The organism is Pararhodobacter zhoushanensis, assembly GCF_025949695.1.
GTDB classification, from domain to species: domain Bacteria; phylum Pseudomonadota; class Alphaproteobacteria; order Rhodobacterales; family Rhodobacteraceae; genus Pararhodobacter; species Pararhodobacter zhoushanensis_A.
This window is the reverse complement of the sequence record NZ_JAPDFL010000001.1, coordinates 268958-285229: the sequence shown is the minus strand read 5'-3', so window position 1 is coordinate 285229 and position 16272 is coordinate 268958. Positions and strand designations below refer to the sequence as shown.

Below are 16272 nucleotides of genomic sequence, written 5' to 3'. Positions count from 1 at the left end.
AGCGCAGTCTGACCCGCGCGCCGGCCCCAAGACGCCGGATCAACCGGTCATCCAGGGAAGAGGGACAATGTTCAAGACGATCCACAAGATCTTTTACGGGCTTGCCTGGACCATGGCAGTTGTCGGCGGTGCCTTGCTGACAGCGCTGGTACTGATGCTCTGCCTGTCCATTCTGGGCCGCGAAGCGTCGGATGTGCTGCATTCTGCCTGGATGCAGGAAACCATGCCCGATGTCGCGCGGTCGCTGCTGGATGCCGGGGTCGGGCCGATCTTCGGCGATTATGAATTCCTTGTCGCAGGGCTGGCTGTCAGCGTGTTCTGCTTTCTGGGCTGGTGTCAGATCACCGCCGGGCACGCCACGGTGGATGTCTTCACCTCGGGCCTGAGCGACAACCAGCGCCGCTGGCTGCAAGTGTTCATCGAAATCCTTTTCGCGGGCGTTCTGGTTCTGATTGCGGTGCAGCTCTACGACGGGATGAACACCCTTGCCCGCCGCCGGTCGACGACGTTCCTGCTGCAATATCCCCTGTGGTGGAACTACGCCGCGGCCCTTGTGCCCGCCGTGATCACCGCCGCCATTGGCGTCTATGTGGCGCTTGTTCGCGTGGCCGAGGCGGTCACCAGACACACCATCCTCTCAGCCGCCGGAGCAGACCATTGAGCAACCTCGCAATCGGTATCCTGTCCTTTCCGGTCCTGCTGGGGCTGATCTTTGTCCGCGTACCCATCGGCTTGTCGATGTTCGTGACCGGCTTCTGCGGTTACTGGATCATTGACGGCTCAAGCCGCATCCCCTTGGCACAACTCAAGAATGCGGCCTATTCGACCTTTGCCAGTGAGGCGCTGGCCGTGGTGCCGATGTTTCTGCTGATGGGGTATTTCGCCACCATCGGCGGCATGTCCTCGGCGCTGTTCAAGGCCGCGGCGGCCTTTGTCGGGCACCGAAAGGGCGGCGTCGGCATTGCTGCCGTGGCGTCCTGCGCGGGCTTCGGCGCGATTTGCGGCTCGTCGCTGGCGACGGCGGCGACCATGGGCCGCGTCGCCCTGCCCGAACTCAAGCGCTTTGGCTATGACGGCGGGATCTCGACCGCCCTGCTGGCCGCAGGCGGCACGCTGGGCATCCTGATCCCGCCCTCGGTCGTGCTGGTGATCTATGCGATCCTTGCCGAGCAGAACATCGCCAAGCTGTTCCTCGCCGCCTTCGCGCCGGGCATTCTGGCCGCGATCGGCTACATGATCGTCATCTCGATCTATGTGCGCCTCTATCCCAACCGCGCCGGCACCGCCGAGCGGATCAACTGGCCCGACCGCTTCCGCCTGCTGCTGGGGGTCTGGCCGGTACTGGTGGTGTTTCTGGCGGTGGTCGGCGGCATCTATGGCGGCGTCTTCACTCCGACCGAAGGCGCGGCTGTCGGCGCGCTGGGCACGGGGTTGATCGCGCTGGCCAACCGGGGGCTGAACTTCAGAACGCTGCTGGAAAGCTTCACCTCGACCGCCCGCTCGACCGCGATGATCTTCTTCATCGTCTTCGGCGCGGCCTTCTATAACGGCTTTCTGGCCCGCACGCGGGTGCCGCAGGCGCTCAGCGAATGGGTGCTCGGCCTTGGGCTGGCCCCGGTGATGGTGCTGGTGCTGATCTTGCTGATCTATCTGGCGCTGGGCTGTGTCATGGACAGCCTGTCGATGATCCTGCTGACCGTGCCGATCTTCTTCCCGATGATGATGGCGCTCGATTTCGGCATGTCGCAGGAACACGTCGCCATCTGGTTCGGCATTCTGGTGCTGATCGTGGTCGAGACCGGGTTGATAACACCGCCCGTGGGGATGAACCTGTTCATCATCAACGCCATGGACCGCGCGACGCCGATGACCTCGACCTACAAGGCGGTCTCGTTCTTTGTGCTGTCGGACATGGTGCGGGTGGCGATTCTGGTGGCCTTCCCGGCGATCACGCTGTTCTTGATACCGTGATGCACCGCAGCGCTGACGGAACTGAATGGGGGCCTTCTGGCCCCCATTTTCGTACCGGCGCACGCCAAGGATTGACAGATTAAACCGTTATGTCATGTAACGAATAAGCAGGTTGATTTCGGGAGGGAACCATCATGCGCCTTGAGGGACAGATCGCACTGGTCACCGGTGGCGGCAGCGGGCTGGGCGAGGCGACAGCCCGCCTTCTGGCCGGGCGCGGCGCCAAGGTCGTGGTGCTTGATTATGATGGCGCCAAGGCCGGCGCGGTCGCCGCCAGCATCGGCGGTCTGGGCGTGCAGGCCGATGTCGGCGACGCCGCTGCGGTCGAGGCTGCCTTTGCCACGGTGCAGGATGCCTGGGGCGGCATGCCCCGCGTCGCCGTCAACTGCGCCGGGATCGGCCTTGCCGCGCGGATCGTCGGGCGCGAGGGCAAGATGTCCATCGACCTGTTCGAGCGCGTGATCCGGGTCAACCTGATCGGCAGCTACATTGTCATGTCGCACGCCGTGAAGGGCATGCAGGCGCAAGAGCCGCTTGAGGGCGGCGAGCGTGGCGTGGTGATCAACACCGCCTCGGCCGCGTGGCAGGACGGGCAGGTGGGTCAGGCGGCCTATGCCGCGTCCAAGGGCGGGATCGCCAGCATGTGCCTGCCCGCCGCGCGCGAACTGGCGCAGTCGGGCATCCGGGTGATGGCCATTGCGCCGGGGCTGTTCAACACGCCGATGATGGAAAGCCTGCCGCCCGAAACCACCGCCAAGATCGTCGCCAATGTGCCCTTTCCTGACCGGCTGGGCGATCCGTCGGAATACGGGCTGATGGTCGCGCAGATTGTCGAGAACCCCTATCTGAACGGCACCACGATCCGTCTGGACGGCGCCACCCGTCTGCCCCCGCGCTAAGATATGGCTTCGTCTGACCGCACCCTGCGCGCCTTCATCGGCTATGACATGAAACGCGCGCTCAATGTGGTGCTGGGCGATCTGGGCATCGTGCTGGCGGGGTTTGGCCTGCGGATGACGACCTATTCGACCCTGGTTGTCATCCGCGACAATCCGGGCCTGCGCCAGACGCGGCTGGCCGAGATTCTGATGATCGAACGGCCCAATCTGGTGCTGATCCTCGATGATCTGGAAGAGGCCGAGCTGGTCACACGCATCCGCGCGCCGGACGACCGGCGCGCCTATGAACTGACCGCCACGCCCAAGGGAAAGCGCCTGTGCGAACAGGCCACTGCGGCGGTCAACGGGCACGACACACGCATGACGCGGGGTTTGAGCGACGAGGAGGTCGCCGCCTTGCACCGCGCCCTGCGGCAGATCGAATTGAACGGGAGGACATCCGATGACCCATCAGAAATACCGCGCCCATGACGCGCGCCGGCAAGACCGCCCGGACGGTTCGATCCTGCTGACCAGCGGGCTGGCGCTGGGCCCGATTGCTTGCCGCACGACCGACTGGCTGGTGGACTGGGCCGCCGCCGCGCCCGACCGGGTGTTTCTGGCCGAACGCTCGGGCGCAGGCTGGCGCGAGGTTACCTATGCGCAGGCGCTGGAGATGGTGCGCGCCATCGCCGCCTCGCTGGCTGAACGCGGGATGGGGGCACAGACGCCGATCCTGATCGTTAGCGGCAACGGCGTGGACCATGGCCTGCTGACGCTGGCCGCGCAGTATATCGGCGTACCGACCGTGCCGGTGGCCGAGCAATACGCGCTGATCCCCGGCGCGCATCCGGTGCTGGAACGCATCGCCAGCGTGATCCAACCGCGCATTGTCTTTGCCGATGATGCCGCGCGCTACGGCACGGCGCTGGCGCTGCCGGTGTTCGAGGGCGTCGAGAAACTGGTGAGCATGGGCGGCGCTGCGGGCGAAACACTCTTCGATCTCGCTGCTCAAAGGGCGCGGCGATGTCTCGGCGCTGAACGCAGCGGTCACGCCCGATACGGTGGCGAAATACCTGATGACCTCGGGCTCGACCTCGCACCCCAAGGGGGTGCTGACCACGCAGCGGATGATGACCACCAATCAGGCGCAGTTGAAAGCCGCGCTGCCCTTTGTGGCCGACAAGCCGCTGGTGCTGCTCGACTGGCTGCCGTGGAACCATGTGTTCGGCGGCTCGCATAACTTCAATCTGGTACTGTCGAACGGCGGCACGTTCTATATCGACAACGGCAAGCCGACACCCGCGCTGGCGCAGCACACGCTGGACAACCTGCGCATGGTCTCGCCCAGTATCGCGTTCAACGTGCCGGTCGGGTTTGCCGTGCTGCGCGACGCGATGCAGCAGGACGAGACGCTCAAGCGGCAGTATTTCCAGAACCTCGACATGCTGTTCTATGCCGGGGCGTCGCTGCCACAGGACATCTGGGCTGATCTGGAAGCCATGGCGCGCGAAGTGCGCGGCGAGATGCCGCTGTTCAACTCCAGCTGGGGCCTGACCGAAACCGCTCCCGCCGCGCTGTTGCAGCACGAGTTCACCCACCAGTCCGGCATCATCGGCGTGCCGCTGCCGGGCGTGACGGTCAAGCTGGTTCCGGCGGAGGATGACACAAGGTTCGAGGTCCGCGTCAAGGGCGACACGATCACGCCGGGCTATCTGCACGACGCCGAAAAGACCGCCGAAGCCTTTGACGACGAAGGCTATTTCATCACCGGCGACGCGATGAAATTCGTCGAGCCGGGGGATATGAACAAGGGCTTGAAATTCGACGGGCGGATTTCCGAGGAGTTCAAGTTGATCACCGGGACATGGGTCCGCGCTGCGGGGCTGCGGCTTGAGGTGCTGGCCAAGCTCAAGGGTCTGGCGCAGGACGTGGTGATCACGGGGGCCGACCGGTCCGAGGTCGGTGTGCTGATCATCCCGTTGCCGGGTCTGGCCAAGGGGGCCGAGGAGGCCGGTGGTGCGCTGATCGTCGCGCAGGCGGCCGAGATCGCGCGGCGGCTGAAACCGGACGCGGCCGAGGGCTCGGCGCAGGCGATCCGCCGGGCGATGGTGATGGCCGAGCCGCCCTCGATGGCCGAGGGCGAGATCACCGCCAAGGGCAACCTCAACTTCCGCAAGCTGTTGCTGCGGCGCGCGGGGCTGGTGGCGCGGCTCTACGATAACGGCGACGCGGCGACGATTGTGGTGTGAACGGAGGGTGCGGTGAAACCGCACCTTACGCCAACGCTGTAGGGTGCGGTTTCACCGCACCGTCCTTGGCCACCCCGCACCCCTCTGTGACCCTAACCCGGGTTTCCTTTGCACCCGCATGGCGCTAAGTCTGCTCAACCCTTACAGCACAGGCCCAAGCCCATGTCCGCAGATCTCGCCCAAGCCCTTCTCGCCGCCGCCCGCAAGGCCGGGGCCGACAGCGCCGATGCGCTGGTGATCGAAGGTACGGCGGTTTCCATCGACGTGCGCGAAGGGCGTCTGGAGCATGCCGAGCGGGCTGAAGGGCTGGACATCGGCCTGCGCGTGTTGATCGGCAAGCGGCAGGCCTGCGTGTCGTCCTCGGATGCCAAGCCCGAGACGCTGGCCACCATGGCCGAGCGCGCCGTCGCCATGGCCCGCGAAGCGCCCGAAGACCCGCACGCCGGGCTGGCCGATCCTGATCAACTGAGCGCCCGCCGCGATGCCGAGGGCTTCGAGCTGCACGACCCCGCGCCCGAGCCCGACCCCGCCGCGCTGGAAGACGACGCCCGCCGGGCCGAGGCCGCCGCGCGCGCCATGCCCGGCATCAGCCAGATCGACCAATCCAGCGCCAGCTATTCGCACCGCACGATCCATCTGGCCGCCTCGAACGGGTTCGCCGGGGGCTATGAGCGGTCCTCGCGCCACACCGCCTGCGTCGCCATCACTGGGACGGGTACGGCGATGGAACGTGACTGGGCCTCGGAGGGCCGCGTCTTTCAGGCCGATCTGCCCAGCCCCGAAAGCATCGGCCAGCTGGCTGGCGCGCGCACCGCCGCCCGTGCGGGCAGCCGCAAACCGCCGTCGGGCGCGTTTCCGGTGCTTTATGACGAGCGGGTCGCCGCGTCGCTGATCGGTCACCTGACCTCGGCCATCAACGGCAGCGCCATCGCGCGCGGGGCCAGCTGGCTGCGCGATTCGATGGGCAAACCTGTGCTGCCCGCTGGCTTTGATCTGACCGAAAACCCCCACCGCCCGCGCATCGGCGGCACCCGCGTCTTCGACGCCGAGGGCCTGCCGACCCAGCGCCGTGTCTGGGTGCAGGACGGCGTGTTGCAGGGCTGGGTGCTGGACCTTGCCACCGCCCGCAAGCTGGGCATGCAGAGCACCGGCAACGCCGCGCGCGGTCCTTCGGCCCCGCCGTCGCCCAGCCTTTCGAACCTCGCGCTGACCCCCGGCACCGCCAGCCGCGAGGATCTGATCCGCGACATGGGCACCGGGTTGCTGATCACCTCGCTGATCGGGTCGACGATCAACGCAACGACCGGGGATTATTCGCGCGGCGCGTCGGGCTTTTGGGTGGAGAACGGCCAGATCGCCTATCCGGTCAATGAATGCACCATCGCGGGCAACCTGCGCGACATGCTGATGCGTCTGACGGCTGCCAATGACGCCCGCGCGCATCTGTCGACGCTGGTGCCGTCGCTGCTGGTCGAGGGCCTGACGATTGCAGGCGCATGACGCTTACAAAGATGATCTGGCGCTGCTGACCGAGGCCGCGCTGGCCGCTGGCAAGATCGCCGAGCGGTACTATCGCAACGACGCCAGGGTCTGGGACAAGGGCGACGGGCAGGGTCCGGTGACCGAGGCTGACCTTGCGGTCAACGCCCAGCTGCACAGCGTGCTCACCGCGGCGCGCCCCGGCTATGGCTGGCTGTCCGAGGAAAGCAACCCGCTGGGCGACCTGTCGCGGCTGGGCCACGAGACCTGCTTTGTCATCGACCCCATCGATGGCACCCGCGCCTTCATCGACGGTCAGCCGGGCTTTGCCCATGCGCTGGCGGTGATCCACAAGGGGCAGCCGGTCGCTGCCGTGGTCTATCTGCCGATGCTTGCGCTGACCTATGCGGCGCGGCGGGGCGGCGGGGCAACGCTGAACGGCGTGCCGATATCAGCCAGCGCGCGCGCCGATGTTGACGGCGCGCATGTGCTGATCACCCGCCCGGCGATGGACCCGGTACACTGGCCCGGTGGCGTGCCCGCGATCAAACGCGAGTTCCGCCCCTCGCCGGCCTGGCGGCTGGCGCTGGTGGGCGAGGGGCGCTTTGACGCGCTGGTGACGATCCGGGACAGCTGGGACTGGGATATCGCCGGGGCCGCGCTGATCGCGACCGAGGCGGGCGCGGTGATCACCGACCGCCACGGCCAGCCGCTGCGCTTCAACCGGGCCGAAGCGCGCAACCCCGGCGTGGTCGCCGCCGGGCCCGCCGTCCATGCCGGGTTGATGGCGGGCCTCACCGCGCCCCAAGGGGCGGCGTGATGCCTGCAGGACGCTCTGGCGGGGTCTGGCTGCACACCACCGATCCCGGACTGGCCCCGGCGCTGCATGTGCTGGCCGAACAACTGGACGATCAACCCGAAGGCCCGCGCCTCTTTGTCAGCGGCGATGCGCTGAACCCCGGACCGGGCGACGATCCGCGGTCGATCGACGCACAGCTTGACCATTTTCCGACCCGCCTGATCGTGCTCGCCGGGACCACGCTTCCGGTGCCGTTGATCGAACGCGCCAGAGCGCGCGGCGTATCGCTGATGCTTGTGGACGCGCAGAGCACGGTAACCTCGGGGCGCTGGCGGATCCTGCCGGGGCATCTGCGCGGCGTTCTGGCGCAGTTCTGCCAGATCCACGCCCGCGACGCGCAAAGCGCGGCGACGATTGCCCGCACGGTGCGCGGCGCGGTGCCGGTGCTGGAGACGGGACGCCTGGCGCGCCATGCAGCCGTGCCGGGCTGCAATGTGCTCGAGCTGGACGCGCTGCGCGACGAGGTCAGCACGCGCCCGGTCTGGTTGGCCCAAGACCTGCCGCTGGCCGAGCTGGACACCGCGCTGCTGGCCCATTCCCACGCCCTGCGCCGGGCGCACCGGTTGTTGATGATCCTGCAACCGCGCGATGTCGCGCAGGGCGCCCATATGGCGCATCGCGCCAATGAGGTCGGCTTTGCGCAGGCGCTGCGCTCGAATGAAGATCAGATCGACGAGACGACGCAGGTCTATGTCGCCGATGCAGGCGACGATCCCGGCCTGTTCCTGCGCCTTGCGCCGGTCGCCTATCTGGGCGGCTCGCTGACCAAGGGCGCCGGTACGCCTTCGCCGGTCACCGCAGCCGCGTTGGGGTCGGCGCTGGTGTTCGGGCCGCATGCCACGGCTTCGACCCGCGCGTTTCTGGACCCGCTGCGCCAGCATGGTGGCGGGCGGCAGATCGAGACCGCCTCGGACCTCGGTCCCGCCGTCAGCGCCTTTCTGTCGCCCGAAGCCGGGGCCGACGCGGCACTGCGCGCCTGGACCCTCGCGACCGATGGCAGCGATGCAACATGGACCGTGACCCGCGCGATCTGCGACTGGCTGACGCTGAACCGGGGGGCGCATGAAGGCACCGGCGTTCTGGACCAACCCGCCCGAGCGGCCCGGCTGGCAGGCCCGGCTTCTGGCCCCTGTGGGCTGGCTCTATGCGCGGGCGACGGCGCGGCGCGTGGCGCAACCCGGTCACAGCGCCGGGGTGCCGGTGATCTGCATCGGCAATCTGAACGCAGGCGGCACCGGCAAGACGCCGACGGTCATCGCGCTGATGCAGGCACTGGCCGCGCGCGGGGTGGCGGCGCAGGTCGTGTCGCGCGGCTATGGCGGGCGGCTGGAGGGGCCTGTGCGGGTCGACGAGCGCCAGCACAAGGCGGCGGATGTCGGCGACGAGCCGCTGCTGATGGCCGCTTTCGGGCCGGTCTGGGTGGCCAAGGACCGCGCGCTGGGCGTGCAGGCGGCCGAAACGGACGGCGCGCAGGTCATCCTGCTGGACGACGGGTTCCAGAACCCCGGCGTGGTGAAAAGTGCCTCGGTTGTGGTGGTCGATGCCGCCGTCGGATTTGGCAACGCGCGCTGCATTCCCGCAGGGCCGTTGCGCGAGCCGGTCGGCGCCGGGCTGGCCCGCGCGCAGGCGGTGCTGGCGATTGGCGATGCGGCGGCACAGGCGCGGTTCGCGGCGCAGTGGGGAAGGGCACTGGGATCGGTGCCGCTGTTCACCGGATCGCTTGAGCCGCTGAACACCGGGATGACGTGGGCTGGCCTGCGGGCGCTGGCCTTCGCCGGGATCGGGCGTCCGGGCAAATTCTTCGACACGTTGCGCGCGACGGGGGCGGATGTGGTGCGCACACAGGCGCTGGACGACCACCAACCCCTGACACCGGCACTTTTCGCAAGGCTCGAGGCCGAGGCCCGCCGCGAACGCGCCCAGCTGGTGACGACCGAGAAAGACGCCGTCCGCCTGCCGCTCGACGCGCGCCGTCAGGTGCTCACGCTGCCCGTGCGGCTGCGGATCGACGATGAAGCGGGGCTGCTGCGGACCTTGCGTCTCTGACATTGGTGGGGTGAAACCCCACCCTACGGGCCCGCAAACCCGCGAGCGCTCGCACCCTATCGCGCGTGTGTAGGGTGGGGTTTCACCCCACCGTCCCCACACATTACCATCCCTACACCCCCGCCCGCGCGATACGCAGCAACCCCGCGCAATCGGCGTATTCCTCCAGATGGTCCGCCAAGGCCTCCAGCGCCGCCTCGACACCTGCGTCATAAGACACGCCGCCCCCCTCGGCCCCAAGACTGCGCAGGAACGCCGCCCGGAACCCGTCAGCGCTGAACATCCCGTGCAGATAGCTGCCCATCACCCGCCCGTCGGCCCGCATCGCGCCCTCAGCAGCCCCGGCCACGGTGAACAGCGGGCGCGCGCGGTCCGGGCCGTCGGTCTGGCCGATGTGGATCTCATACCCCTCGGCCACAGCACCGCTGGCCACATGGGCGGCCCGCGTCAGCGTCACCCGCTTCTCTGCGGTCATCACGGTCTCGACGTCCAGCAACCCCAGCCCGGCTACCGACCCCGGCGTGCCTTCGATCCCTTCGGGGTCAGAGATCAGCCGCCCCAGCATCTGATACCCGCCGCAAAGCCCCAGCACCCGTGCGCCCCGGCGCAGGGCGGCGGCCAGATCAATGTCCCAGCCTTGCGCGCGGAAATAGGCCAGGTCGGCAATGGTGGATTTTGAGCCGGGGATGAGGATCAGATCCGCCTCGACCGGCAGCGGCCGGCCTGGTCCGATGACCTCGACCGTGACGCCCGGCTCGGCCATCAGCGGGTCCAGATCGTCAAAATTCGCGATCCGGCTGAGCTGCGGCACGACGATGCGAAACCCACCCGTCCCGCCGGAGCGCCGCAAGTCGGCAGCGTCCTCGGCGGGCAGGCGGTGGGCTTGCGTGAACCATGGCAACACGCCCAGACCGGCCCAGCCTGTGCGTTCGGCAATCAGCGCATAGCCATCATCGAAAAGACGCGGATCGCCCCGGAACTTGTTGATCAGAAACCCCTTGATCAGCGCGGTATCCGCCGGGTCCAGCACTGCCTGCGTCCCCACCAGCTGCGCGATCACCCCGCCCCGGTCGATATCGCCGGTCAACACCACCGGCACCCGCGCGGCCTGCGCAAACCCCATGTTGGCAATGTCGCCAGCGCGCAGATTGACCTCCGCCGGACTGCCCGCGCCCTCGACGATCACCAGATCGGCCTCAGCCTGCAAGCGCGTAAAGCTCTCCAGCACCGCCGCCATCAACTGCGGCTTCAGCGCCGCATACTCCCGCGCCTTGCAGGTGGCGAACCGCCGGCCCTGCACGATGACTTGCGCGCCGATGTCGGACTCGGGCTTGAGCAGGATCGGGTTCATATCCACCGCGGGCGCCACGCCACAAGCCAGCGCCTGCAACGCCTGCGCCCGGCCGATCTCGAACCCGTCGGGCGTTACGGCGGCGTTGTTGGACATGTTCTGCGGCTTGAACGGCCGAACCCGCAGCCCCTGCCGGGCAAACACCCGCGCGAAGCCTGCGACCAGCAGCGACTTGCCGACATTCGAACCGGCACCCTGGATCATCACTGTCGCTGCCATCGCTTGCCCCCGGTGGTTTCGCCAGTCCTAACGCGGGAGCAAGGAGGGGGCTAGCCCCCCTCTGCGCGTTCCGCGCATTCACCCCCAGGATATTTGAGGACAGATGATAAGGCTTTGTTAACCTTGTTTCATTTTCTGTCTGAAAATATCCACGGGAGGAGTCCAGAGGAGGGGGCGTGCCCCCTCCTCTGGCGGGGGAGCGCGAGGGGCGAGGAGCCCCTCGCCTTGGTGCTACCCCAGCAGCTCGGTGATGGCGTGGTGGAAGATCGCGACGCCCGGGGCGATCAGCGCGTCGGGGAAGTCATAGGTCTGGGTGTGCAGGGCCGGATGATCGGTGCCCGACCCGAGAAACACCATCGCCGATTTCGCCGCTCCGCCGAAGCGACCGAAGTCTTCCGAGCCGCGCATCGGCATGTCGCCGTTGTCATAGCCGATACCCTGTGCGTCCAGCGCGCGGGTGAGGACGGCGGTGGCGTCGGGGTGGTTGGTGCAGGCCTCGAACCGGTCGTGGATCGAGAAGGCAACCACCAGCCCCGCCGCTTCTGCCTCACCCCGCGCGAGGTCTTGGGCCTGCGTCAGCAACGCGTCCAGATCCTCGGTCGAGAGTCCGCGCAGGGTGACCCACAGTTCGGCCTCACCGGGCGCGATGCCGAAGGCCGGTTCGCCCATGCGCAGGTGGGTGATCGTGGCCAGCCGGAACCCTGCGCCCATCGCGCCGCCCGGTCCCATCGCGCGCAGCCCGTCGATCAGTGCGGGCAGGGCCGGGGTCGGGGCGCGCCCCGTCTCGGGCAGCGAGGCATGCGCCGTGCCGCCGGTCAGCGTGATGCGCAACCCCGCCGAGGCGCAATTGGCCGGCCCAGCCGCCAGCCACGCCCGCCCCAGCGCCACGCCCGGCATGTTGTGCAGCGACAGCGCCCAGTCGGGGGCGATCCCGGCAAAGCGCGGGTCGGCCAGCACCGCTGCCGCGCCCGAGCCGTCCTCTTCCGCCGGTTGGAACAGCAGCACCACGCGCCCCGTCGCGGGCCGTTTGCGCGCAAGAAGCCGGGCCAGTCCCAGCAGGATGGTCGAATGCCCGTCATGCCCGCACAGATGCGCCACACCCGGCGTTTCGCTGGCATAGGGCAGATCGCCCAGCTCGACGATCGGCAGCGCGTCCAGTTCGCTGCGGATCATCACCGTGGGGCCGGGCTGGCCGCTGTCATAGACCGCCGCCACACCATGCCCGCCAAGGTCGGTGACCACCAGATCGGCTGCAGGCAGCGCAGCGGTGACGCTGCGGGCGGTTTCGGCTTCAAAGCCAGAGACTTCGGGCCGCCGGTGCAGGGCGCGGCGGAACTCGGTCAGCTCGTGGATATCGGAGTTTGTCAGGGTCATGCGGGCATCCTGCCGCGCGCGGCGCTAAAGGTCCAGTGGCTGCGCGGCGAAGAGCACGCCGCCCGTGTCTGCCGGAAATCCGCAGGCCAGCACCGAGAGCAGGTCTATCACGCCGGGCTCGGCCACCAGCCCTTTTGCCGCTCGCAGCAGCGCTCTGCTCAAACGCGCGGCGATCTCGCTGTCGCTGATCGCGCGCGGGGTCACGCCCGCGAAATGGGCCTCTTCGCGGGCCAGATCCTCGACCAGCGGGTCGATCACCCGCCCGCCGCCGCCCGGGTAACGATACCAGCCGACGCCGCCCTTGCGGCCCAGCCGACCCTCGGGGACCATGCGGTCCACGACCGGCAGGGGGTGGCCGGTCAGTCGGTGGCGTGCATAGGCGCGGTCCAGCCCGCGCAGATCCTGCGCGGCGCAGGGGCCGAGGGCGAAACCAACCGCCTCTGCCGCTGCGTCGATGTCCCAGGGCGTCGAGCCTTCGAACACCAGCGCCTCGGCCTCGTCTTCAAGCGCCGCGACCAGTTCCGCACCGAGGAAGCGTTCCACGCGCACCGGCAGCGCCCCCAGCCGTCGCGCCAGCCCTTCGGCGCGCAGGTCCGAGCCGTTGAGGATCTCGATCACCCCCTCGCCCGGCTGGTCGATCAGCGCAATCGGCGCGGGGAGGTCGGCGCGCAGATCGCCGGGGCCGAGACTGGCCAGCAAGGCCCCCGGTGCCACCCGCGCCATGCCACCCAGCAGGGCCGCGCGCAGGCCCGCATCGCGGCCCGAGGCTTCGATCACGGCTTCGGCCCCGTCCGCCGCAGCCGGGTCGCTGTGCAAGGTGATGCCGGAGCCTTTGCCCGCCCGCGTCAGCGCGTCCTGCGCGCGTTCAACGTCCCAGCGGTCTTCTTCGATCAGGACGACGGCAACGCCGGTTTCCGCCAAGGCGACCGCAAGCGCCAGCGCCTGCGGGCTGCCCCCGGCGACCGCCGCGCGGGTCAGATCCAGCGGCGCGCCAACCGCCAGCCGCTGGCGAACCCGCGCCAGATGCGCCGCACCCGGCGGGATCAATCCAGAAACCCGCGCTCGCGGATCAGGGCCAGCAGATCGGCCTGCGACTGGGCCAGCGTGCGCCCGGTGGTGTCCAGCTTGGCGCGCGCCTGATCATAAAGCGCCTCGCGGCTGGTCAGGATGAATTTCAGCTGGTCCATCGCTTCAGGATTTCCCGCCATCGGCCGCATGTCGCCTTGCCCGCGCACCCGCGCCATATGCTCGGCCGGGCTGGCCTTGACCCAAACGGTGTGAAAATGCGCCAGCAGGGTCTTATACGTCTCGGGCTCGGACACGATGCCGCCCGCGACGGCCAGAATCATCGTGTCATGCGTGGCGACGATGCGGTTCATCGCCTGCGCTTCAAGGCGGCGGTAGCCTTCCTGTCCGTAGAAGGCCATCACCTCGTTGACCGGCATGCCTGCCTGATCCTCGATCTCGCGGTTGAGTTCGACAAAGGGGATGCCCAGCGTCTCGCCGGCCAGCGCGCCCAGCGTGGATTTGCCCGCGCCGCGCAGCCCGATCAGCGCGATGCGGTGGCGGCGGGCGCTGGCTTCGGGCTGGGGGGCGAGCAGGTCGAGCACCTTCGCGCGCACCTCGGACGAGGCACCGCGATAGAGCTCGCTCATCCGCATCGCGTCCGAGGTCCAGGGGTCATCCTCGCCGACCAGCCATTCGATGCGGTGGTCCAGCGCATCGGCGACGCGCTGCAATAGCCCGATGGAGATATTGCCGTCCCCCGCTTCGAGAAGCGCCAGATAACGCGGCGAGACGCCTGAAACCTCGGACAGCACCCGGCGCGGGATGCCCTTGAGCTCGCGCGCCTTGCGCACCCGTTCGCCGACACGCAGGATCAGCCCGCGCACGGCGGCTTCGTCCCGGGTGGCGGAATCGGGGGCAAGGGTTTCACCGCGAAAGTTCGTGATCTCTGACATCAGGGCGTCCGTTCGGGGCGTCCGTTTTGGGAACAATAGTGCACAAGCTTAGGGGATGCCCTGCCGCCGAACAATAGGCATCCTGCGAAACGCGCGGGCGATTGCACTATTCTGCCGGGGGTTCCAGATGCTTGAGCACCAGGGCGCGCACGGCCTCGGGGGCGGGGCTTTGCGGAACTGGTCGGCGATGGTGAACACGCAGACGAAGCTGCCCTCAAAGCACACCGCCCCGTCCTGTCGCCCGATCACCCGCCACGCGACCGAGGTGTCACCCAGCCGGGTCGGTGCGACAGCGCAGATCAGCCGGTGGCGCGGCGTGATCGGATGGCGGAAGTCGAGGCTCATGTGAACGAAGGGCGTGCCGAAATTGTGGTCCATCTCCATCTGGAACCAGCCGCCGCCGAAATGATGCTCCCACCAGCCGTTGATCGCCTCCAGCGCCCATGCCGGAATGCGCGCGGTATAGGCGATCCTGGCCGGGTCGCAGTCACCCCAGCTGACGCGGATCTCATGGCTGTAAGGCATCAGTAGGTCTCGACGTGGTACCGTCCCTCGTCGCGCATGGCGTCGCGGGTCGCCTCCCAGCCCAGGCCGGTGCTTTCGGCGATGTTCTTGAACGCCAGTTCCACGCCCTGCTCCATGCCGCGCAGACCGCAGATGTAGATATGGGTCTTGGGATCGGCCAGCAGATTGGCGACAACCTCCTGTTCGACCATCATGCGGTCTTGCACGTATTCCTTTTCCACGCCGGGAATGCGGCTGAACACCAGATGCTTTTTCAGCAGACGGTCCGGCACTTTGTTGAGCGGGCCGAAATAGGGCAGGCTGTCGGGCGCGCGGGCGCCAAAGAACATGACCATATCGCCACTCGCCCCGGCAGCGGCGCGTTGGCGGCGCATGGTGAAGCCACGGAACGGCGCAGCACCGGTGCCGGTGCAGACCATAAGCAGGCGCGCGGCGGGGTCTTCGGGCATCAGGAAGGTCGCGCCGAAGGGGCCGGTGACCCTGACCTCATCGCCGATCTTCAGATCGCAGACGTAATTCGAGCACAGGCCTTGTTCCTCACGCTTCACGGTCAGCGAGAGGTTGTTGAAATTCGGCCGCTCGCCGTCGCGCGGGCTTGAGACGGAATAGAGCCGGGGCAGGTGGGGCTTGCCGTTGGCGTCCAGCCCAGGCGGGATGATGCCGATCGACTGGCCTTCAAGCACCGGGAAGGGCTGGCCGCCGAACTCAAGGATCAGGTGGCGCACATCCGAGCCGCTCTCGGTGCTGGTCAGACGGTAGTTGCCCTGCACCTTGGCAATGGCGGGTTTGCCGAGGTTATACATGTTGACCGTCGGCTTGGCGGCACTGGCCGGGGCTTTGGATTTGCCGCCTGCGCCCTTGTGGGCCTCGGCCAGCAGGGCCTCCATGGCGTCATCCAGCGCCTCGACGCTGCCGCCTTGGGCGGCAGAGGTGCCGACGTCGCCCTGCGCGGGCAGGTCTTCCCAGCTGAACTGCTCTTCCAGCGAATAGGGCGTGTTGACCACGCGCCACTCATCAATCGAGCCGGTCGGACAGACCGGGATACAATCCATGCAGAAATCGCATTTCTCGGCATCGACGACGACGTTGTTGTCGTCATGGGTGATCGCCTCGACCGGGCAGGTCATCTCGCAGGTGTAGCAGCGGATGCAGATTTCCGGGTCGATCAGGTGCTGTTTGAGGGGCTTGTTCATGCGCGCGGGGTCCGGGGGTGCAGCACCGATTCGGGAAGGAAGGCCAGCTCGAAGCGGCTCCAGCAGGGGCCGGTGCAATCGGGGCAGTCGAGACAGGTCAGGCGCTTGGCCGGCGCGGCGGGGCGGGGCAGAGCGGTGCGGGTGGCGGGCATGGGTCCTCCGGC

At 68.0% G+C, this 16272-nt stretch carries 15 protein-coding genes and 2 pseudogenes; 10 read left to right on the top strand and 7 right to left on the bottom strand.

What is annotated here, in order from left to right:
• Positions 1–67 precede the first annotated feature (67 nt).
• The 10 genes and pseudogenes from OKW52_RS01385 to lpxK all read left to right on the top strand — a co-directional run bounded on the left by OKW52_RS01385 (position 68) and on the right by lpxK (position 9485).
• A complete protein-coding gene (locus OKW52_RS01385; protein ID WP_264504120.1) occupies positions 68–661 on the top strand; it encodes a TRAP transporter small permease in 594 nt (197 codons plus the stop codon).
• Positions 658–1971, top strand: a complete 1314-nt coding sequence (locus tag OKW52_RS01380; RefSeq protein ID WP_264504119.1) for a TRAP transporter large permease — start codon at positions 658–660, stop codon at positions 1969–1971. Before OKW52_RS01385 ends, OKW52_RS01380 begins: the two co-directional genes overlap by 4 nt.
• A 134-nt stretch (positions 1972–2105) precedes the next feature.
• A complete protein-coding gene (locus OKW52_RS01375; RefSeq protein WP_264504118.1) occupies positions 2106–2870 on the top strand; it encodes an SDR family NAD(P)-dependent oxidoreductase in 765 nt (254 codons plus the stop codon).
• A gap of 3 nt (positions 2871–2873) precedes the next feature.
• Positions 2874–3341, top strand: a complete 468-nt coding sequence (locus OKW52_RS01370) for a MarR family winged helix-turn-helix transcriptional regulator (RefSeq protein WP_264504117.1) — start codon at positions 2874–2876, stop codon at positions 3339–3341.
• A pseudogene (locus tag OKW52_RS01365) lies at positions 3313–3687 on the top strand (AMP-binding protein); the annotation flags it as partial. The gene OKW52_RS01370 and the pseudogene OKW52_RS01365, both read left to right, overlap by 29 nt.
• A gap of 241 nt (positions 3688–3928) precedes the next feature.
• Positions 3929–5101: an AMP-binding protein gene (locus OKW52_RS01360; RefSeq protein ID WP_264504116.1), complete on the top strand. Its 1173-nt coding sequence runs from the start codon at positions 3929–3931 to the stop codon at positions 5099–5101.
• Between the two features lie 162 nt (positions 5102–5263).
• A complete protein-coding gene (locus OKW52_RS01355; RefSeq protein ID WP_264504115.1) occupies positions 5264–6601 on the top strand; it encodes a TldD/PmbA family protein in 1338 nt (445 codons plus the stop codon).
• Positions 6588–7400: an inositol monophosphatase family protein gene (locus OKW52_RS01350; RefSeq protein ID WP_264504114.1), complete on the top strand. Its 813-nt coding sequence runs from the start codon at positions 6588–6590 to the stop codon at positions 7398–7400. The genes OKW52_RS01355 and OKW52_RS01350 overlap by 14 nt, the downstream gene beginning before the upstream one ends.
• Positions 7400–7789 (top strand): annotated as a pseudogene (locus OKW52_RS01345) (glycosyltransferase N-terminal domain-containing protein); the annotation flags it as partial. The gene OKW52_RS01350 and the pseudogene OKW52_RS01345, both read left to right, overlap by 1 nt.
• Before the next feature lie 712 nt (positions 7790–8501).
• Positions 8502–9485 carry a tetraacyldisaccharide 4'-kinase gene (lpxK, locus tag OKW52_RS01340; protein ID WP_264504113.1) on the top strand — a complete coding sequence of 328 codons (984 nt, stop codon included), beginning with the start codon at positions 8502–8504 and terminating at the stop codon, positions 9483–9485.
• 112 nt (positions 9486–9597) lie between these two features.
• Here the strand turns inward: lpxK and OKW52_RS01335 are convergent, their stop codons facing one another.
• The 7 genes from OKW52_RS01335 to OKW52_RS01305 form a co-directional block, all read right to left on the bottom strand.
• Entirely contained in the window at positions 9598–11055 is a 1458-nt protein-coding gene (locus OKW52_RS01335; RefSeq protein WP_264504112.1) for a cobyric acid synthase, read from the bottom strand.
• A gap of 231 nt (positions 11056–11286) precedes the next feature.
• Positions 11287–12429, bottom strand: a complete 1143-nt coding sequence (locus OKW52_RS01330) for an amidohydrolase (RefSeq protein ID WP_264504111.1) — start codon at positions 12427–12429, stop codon at positions 11287–11289.
• Between the two features lie 24 nt (positions 12430–12453).
• Positions 12454–13476, bottom strand: a complete 1023-nt coding sequence (locus OKW52_RS01325; protein ID WP_264504110.1) for a 3-hydroxyacyl-CoA dehydrogenase family protein — start codon at positions 13474–13476, stop codon at positions 12454–12456.
• Entirely contained in the window at positions 13473–14390 is a 918-nt protein-coding gene (locus OKW52_RS01320) for a helix-turn-helix transcriptional regulator (protein ID WP_264504109.1), read from the bottom strand. Before OKW52_RS01320 ends, OKW52_RS01325 begins: the two co-directional genes overlap by 4 nt.
• A gap of 48 nt (positions 14391–14438) precedes the next feature.
• Positions 14439–14915, bottom strand: a complete 477-nt coding sequence (locus OKW52_RS01315; protein ID WP_264504108.1) for an acyl-CoA thioesterase — start codon at positions 14913–14915, stop codon at positions 14439–14441.
• On the bottom strand, positions 14915–16108 hold the full coding sequence (gene boxA / locus OKW52_RS01310; protein ID WP_264504107.1) for a benzoyl-CoA 2,3-epoxidase subunit BoxA: 1194 nt from the start codon (positions 16106–16108) through the stop codon (positions 14915–14917). Before boxA ends, OKW52_RS01315 begins: the two co-directional genes overlap by 1 nt.
• Positions 16105–16260 (bottom strand): hypothetical protein, encoded by a 156-nt coding sequence (locus tag OKW52_RS01305; RefSeq protein ID WP_264504106.1) that lies wholly within the window; start codon positions 16258–16260, stop codon positions 16105–16107. The genes boxA and OKW52_RS01305 overlap by 4 nt, the downstream gene beginning before the upstream one ends.
• Between the last annotated feature and the right edge of the window lie 12 nt (positions 16261–16272).

Bases quoted from the DNA above. Each gene is read 5' to 3' on its own strand.
- OKW52_RS01385 (WP_264504120.1), top strand. From the start codon at position 68: ATGTTCAAGACGATCCACAAGATCTTTTACGGGCTTGCCTGGACCATG.
- OKW52_RS01375 (WP_264504118.1), top strand. From the start codon at position 2,106: ATGCGCCTTGAGGGACAGATCGCACTGGTCACCGGTGGCGGCAGCGGG.
- OKW52_RS01370 (WP_264504117.1), top strand. From the start codon at position 2,874: ATGGCTTCGTCTGACCGCACCCTGCGCGCCTTCATCGGCTATGACATG.
- OKW52_RS01360 (WP_264504116.1), top strand. From the start codon at position 3,929: ATGACCTCGGGCTCGACCTCGCACCCCAAGGGGGTGCTGACCACGCAG.
- OKW52_RS01355 (WP_264504115.1), top strand. From the start codon at position 5,264: ATGTCCGCAGATCTCGCCCAAGCCCTTCTCGCCGCCGCCCGCAAGGCC.
- lpxK (WP_264504113.1), top strand. From the start codon at position 8,502: ATGAAGGCACCGGCGTTCTGGACCAACCCGCCCGAGCGGCCCGGCTGG.
- OKW52_RS01335 (WP_264504112.1), bottom strand. From the start codon at position 11,055: ATGGCAGCGACAGTGATGATCCAGGGTGCCGGTTCGAATGTCGGCAAG.
- OKW52_RS01330 (WP_264504111.1), bottom strand. From the start codon at position 12,429: ATGACCCTGACAAACTCCGATATCCACGAGCTGACCGAGTTCCGCCGC.
- OKW52_RS01320 (WP_264504109.1), bottom strand. From the start codon at position 14,390: ATGTCAGAGATCACGAACTTTCGCGGTGAAACCCTTGCCCCCGATTCC.
- OKW52_RS01315 (WP_264504108.1), bottom strand. From the start codon at position 14,915: ATGCCTTACAGCCATGAGATCCGCGTCAGCTGGGGTGACTGCGACCCG.
- boxA (WP_264504107.1), bottom strand. From the start codon at position 16,108: ATGAACAAGCCCCTCAAACAGCACCTGATCGACCCGGAAATCTGCATC.
- OKW52_RS01305 (WP_264504106.1), bottom strand. From the start codon at position 16,260: ATGCCCGCCACCCGCACCGCTCTGCCCCGCCCCGCCGCGCCGGCCAAG.